The organism is Pseudonocardia lacus, from assembly GCF_018531445.1.
GTDB lineage: Bacteria > Actinomycetota > Actinomycetes > Mycobacteriales > Pseudonocardiaceae > Pseudonocardia > Pseudonocardia lacus.
Genome location: NZ_JAHDTH010000343.1, coordinates 1 through 4,759 on the forward strand (window position 1 = coordinate 1; position 4,759 = coordinate 4,759).

The following is a 4,759-nucleotide window of genomic DNA, read 5'->3' on the forward strand; positions in this document are numbered from 1 at the left end:
CGGCGGCTCGGGCGCCTCGGCCTCCGTGGTCAGCGGCGCCACCTCCGGCGCGGCCGGCGCGGGCGGTGCCGGTGGCGCCGGTGGCGACAACTCGGCCGACCAGAACGTCTCCACCACGGCGACGCTGGACTTCGAGGACTCCTTCACCGACGACGACGGCTTCGACCTCAAGGACGCCGACGTCTCCGGGGCCTTCAACCAGGACAACGACGGGGTCGACAACTCCGGCGGCCTCATCAACGGGTCGAACGTGGCCAACGGCGCGCAGAACGGCGTCGGCAACACCGTCGAGATCACCACGATCGACGGGTCGTTCAACACCGACGCCAGCGAGACGACGTTCCTGAACAACGTCGGGAACGACTACTCCGACAACTCGGTCGACCTGGACAACGTCGGCAACGACCTGTCCACCGACTTCGACCTCGACCTGGACAACGTCGGCAACGTCGACGAGTCGACCAGCGTCGGCGGCGACGTCGACAACGACCTGGTCGACGTGGACGTCAGCGACATCCTCAACGACGTCGAGGCCGACCTGCTCGACATCGACATCTGATCCACCCGGGCTCCGGCCCCGCTCCCCGGCGGGGCCGGAGCCCGGCCGCACCATCCCCTCGCCCGCCCCGACGGGCCCCGAACTCTGGAGGTGAACCACGATGGACACCGTCAACGCACTGATCGAGTTCCTGCTGGACCTGCTGCGCGACGAACAGGCCCAGGCCGAGTTCGCCCGGGACCCGCAGGGCATGCTGGCCCGGGCGGGCCTGGAGGGCGTCTCCGCGCAGGACGTCTGCGACGCCCAGCCGATCGTCGCCGACCACCCCGCGGTGCGGCACCACCCGCAGCACGACGCTCCGCGCCACCACCACGACGGCCCGCGCCACCACGACCACGACGACCCGGTGCGCGAGATCCACCACGTCGTCAAGACGCACACGGTGGAGAAGGACGTGGTGGTCAAGCACCACAGCGAGCAGAACGTCTACAACGAGTACAACAGCCACTTCAGCTACACCGACAACAGCATCACCGCCGACACCGTCATCCAGGACTCGTTCAACCAGGACAACGACGGCGTCGACAACAAGGGCGGCATCATCAACGACAGCAACGTCGCCAACGGTGACCAGGAGGACGTCGGCAACACCGACGAGGACACGACGATCACCGACTCGCTGAACGAGGACAACAGCGAGACCGAGGTCGTCGTCGACTCCGGCAACGACTTCAGCGACAACTCCACGTCCGTCGCCGATTCCGGCAACGACTCCAGCACCAGCACGGACGTCGACGTCAACGGTTCCTACAACGAGGACAGCTCGACGACCGTCGGCGGGGACGTGGACAACGACGGCGCCGACGTCGACCTCGTCAACGCCTGACCCGGTCGGCCCGAGCACCGCACCCAGAACCGCACCACCACCCCGGAACGCCGGCCGCGGGCTCCGCCCCCGCCCGCGCCGGCCTCGGCTCCGCCCCCTCCGCCTCCCCGGGTCGGAGGGGGCGGAGCCGTCCCCGTGTCGCCCTCCAGGAGGAAGCCCGTGGAGCTGCCCCGCCCGGTCAAGGCCGTCGACCTGACACTGGCCACGATCGCGCCCTACCAGCGGCCCGACCTGGAGGCCCGGCTGCGCCAGGCCCGGGCCCGGCTGCTCGACGACAAGGTGCGGGTGCTGGTCGTCGGGGAGTTCAAGCAGGGCAAGAGCCTGCTGGTCAACTCGCTGGTCAGCGCCCCGGTCTGCCCGGTGTACGACGACGTCGCGACGGCCGTGTCGACGGTGGTGCGCTACGCGCCGGAGCCGTCGCTGACGCTGGTGCGGCTCACCGACAGCGGCGGCGACGGGCCGCCGGTCGAGCAGCGCCACCCCCAGCCGCCGGTGCCGCTGCACGAGCTGTCCGACGCGGTCGCCCGGCACGTCACCGAGCAGCAGAACCCGGAGAACCGCCAGGGCCTCGGGTACGTCGAGGTCGGCATCCCGCGGCACATCCTGCAGGCCGGGCTGGAGGTCGTGGACACCCCCGGCGTCGGCGGGCTGAACTCGGTGCACGGCGCGGCGACCATGTCGGCGCTGCCCACCGCCGACGCCGTGCTGCTGGTCTCCGACGCCTCCCAGGAGTACACCGCCCCCGAGCTGGAGTTCCTGCGCCAGGCGGTGCGGCTGTGCCCGAACGTGGCCTGCGTGCTCACCAAGACCGACCTCTACCCGGAGTGGCGGCGCATCGCCGAGCTCGACCGCGGGCACCTGCGCGCCGCCGGCATCGACGCCGAGCTGTTCGGGGTGTCGTCCACCGTGCGCTGGCAGGCCGTGCTCAGCGGCGACGACGCCCTGAACGCCGAGTCGGGCTTCCCCGACCTGGAGGCGTTCCTGGCCCAGCGCGTGCTCGGCCAGGCCGACCTGCTGGCCCGCCGCTCCACCGTGCACGACATCCTCGCCGTCACCGGCCAGATCATCGACGGGCTGCGCTCCGAGGACGCGGCCCAGCGCAACCCCGAGCAGGTCCAGGAGCTGATCGCCGAGCTGACCACCGCCCAGCAGCAGGCCGCCGCACTCAAGGAGCGCTCCGCACGCTGGCAGCACACCCTCAACGACGGCGTCGCCGACCTCAACGCCGACATCGAGCACGACCTGCGCGACCGCATGCGCGAGATCACCCGCCTCGCCGAGGAGGAGATCGACGAGGGCGGCGACCCCACGAAGACCTGGGAGCAGCTGTCCACCTGGGTCCAGCAGCAGGTCGCCGCCGCGGCGTCGACGAACTTCGTCTGGGCCACCGAGCGCGCCCGCTGGCTCGCCCAGCAGGTGGCCACGCACTTCGCGGAGGAGCGCGAAGCCGTCCTCCCGGCCCTGCGCACCGAGGCGTCGGCGGCCCTGGGCTCGGTCCGCGAGCTGCGGATGCGCGAGACCGAGCCGTGGAAGCTGGGCCAGAAGGCCCTCGCCGGCCTGCGCGGCAGCTACATGGGCGTGCTGATGTTCGGCCTGATCGGCACCATGGTCGGCCTGTCGCTGATCAACCCGTTCTCGGTGGGCGCCGGCCTGCTGCTCGGCGGCAAGACGATCAGCGACGAGCGCCGCCGCATCATCACCCGCCGCCAGGGCGAGGCGAAGGTCAGCGTCCGCCGCTACGTCGACGACGTGACGTTCCAGGTCGGGAAGGACTCCCGCGACATGCTCCGCGGGGTGCAGCGCGACCTGCGCGACCACTTCACCGAGCTGGCGGAGCAGCTGAACCGCTCGCTGAAGGAGTCGCTGTCGACGGCGGAGCGGTCGGTGAAGGTGTCGCGGGCGGACCGGGAGCGGCGGCTGACCGAGATCCCGGCCGAGCTGGCGAAGCTGGAGAAGCTGCAGGAGCGGGTGAAGACGCTGCTGCCGAAGCCGGCCGAGACCGCGGAGCCGCCGGCCAGGCACCGCCTGGTGGCGTCCAAGGGCTGAGCCCCCGCGCGACGGCGGGCCGTCGTCGCAGGGTCTGTGTGGTCTCCGCAGGGGTTACCGCACCTGCGAAGACCCCACAGACCCTGCGAAGAAGCGCGGGGGCCGAGTGGGGGGAGATCAGCTGGTGGCGACGGCGGTGCGGAGGCGGCCGAACAGCTCCTCGCGGGAGGCGACGCCCAGGCGCTGGCGCATCCTCGCCACGTAGTGCTCGACCGTCTTCGCCGAGATGTAGAGCCGCGAGCCGATCTGCTTGTAGGTCAGGCCGGCCAGGATCAGCCGGCCGATCTCCAGCTCGCGCTCGGAGAACGGGTTGTCGTCCGCGGGAGGCGCCGGGGCGGTCGACTCGGCGGTGTCCGGTTCGGTGGTGTCGGGTTCGGTGGCGGAGTCGGCGGTGTCCGGGGCCTCCCCGGGGGCCAGCGCGCGGGCGAAGGCGTGCAGGGCCGCGGCGGCCCGGCGCTCCGCCACCAGCGGCGCCGCCCGCCCGACCAGCCGGGCGGCCTCCCAGCCCAGGCCGACGGCCTGCATCCGCCGGCCCAGCGCGACCAGCGCGTCCGGGTCGGCGCGGCCGGCGAGCACGTCGGCCCACGCGCTGCCGGCGGCGTGCAGCACCTCCGGGTACGGGCCGGCGGCCGCCATCGCGGCCAGCGCCTCGACCTGGCGGTCGACCTCGTCGACGGCGCCGGTGACGACCGCGGCCTGCAGCCGCGACCAGTGCAGCGGGGCCGTCCACAGCGCCGGACGGCCGAGGCGGTCGAGCAGCTGCTCGGCCTCGTCGAGGTGGGCGGCCAGGCGCCCGGACTCGTCGAGCTCGGCGGCGGCGACCGCCAGCTCGCCGAGCTGGCGCAGGGTGAGCAGGTCGACCGGGTAGCGGACCAGGGCGTCGCGGGCGCGGGACCAGGCCGTGGCCAGGGCGCCGGGGCTCTCCGCGCGGCGGGCCACGGCCACGTCCAGTGCGGCGGCGAGGAGCTCGTCGCGGGGTTCGAGGCGCACACCGGGGCGGGAGAGGCGGTCGAGCAGCCGGCGGACCGCGCCGGCGCGGCCGCCGGCCAGCAGCAGCCGGGCGTGCAGCAGCCGGTGGCGCAGCACGGCCGGGCGGCCGCCGTGACGGCCCTGGACGGCGCGGCGCAGGGCGTCGGTGGCGACCGAGAGTTCGCCGCACTGCAGCGCGACGACGGCGGTCAGCGCGGCCGGGGTGTCGGGCAGCAGCACCGTGGCCGCGACCGGTTCGAGCAGGCCGGCGGCCCGCGACAGCCGCGACACGGCGGCCGGCGCCGACCCGGTGACGGTGGCGAGCATCCCCTCGGCCATCAGCGCCGCGGCCCCGCCGA

General features: G+C 73.4%; 3 protein-coding genes and 1 pseudogene. 3 read left to right on the forward strand and 1 reads right to left on the reverse strand.

What is annotated here, in order from left to right:
- The 3 genes and pseudogenes from KIK08_RS37340 to KIK08_RS37350 all read left to right on the forward strand — a co-directional run.
- Window positions 1-559 (forward strand): annotated as a pseudogene (locus KIK08_RS37340) (hypothetical protein); the annotation flags it as partial.
- A 100-nt stretch (window positions 560-659) separates the two neighbouring features.
- Window positions 660-1,385: an IniB N-terminal domain-containing protein gene (locus tag KIK08_RS37345; RefSeq protein WP_214408038.1), complete on the forward strand. Its 726-nt coding sequence runs from the start codon at window positions 660-662 to the stop codon at window positions 1,383-1,385.
- 159 nt (window positions 1,386-1,544) lie between these two features.
- On the forward strand, window positions 1,545-3,431 hold the full coding sequence (locus KIK08_RS37350; protein ID WP_214408039.1) for a dynamin family protein: 1,887 nt from the start codon (window positions 1,545-1,547) through the stop codon (window positions 3,429-3,431).
- 117 nt (window positions 3,432-3,548) lie between these two features.
- Here KIK08_RS37350 and KIK08_RS37355 read toward each other — a convergent pair.
- The coding region (locus KIK08_RS37355; protein ID WP_214408040.1) for a helix-turn-helix transcriptional regulator at window positions 3,549-4,759 on the reverse strand (1,211 nt) is incomplete at its 5' end.

Coding starts and splice junctions, on each gene's coding strand:
- KIK08_RS37345 (WP_214408038.1), top strand. CDS start 660: ATGGACACCGTCAACGCACTGATCGAGTTCCTGCTGGACCTGCTGCGC.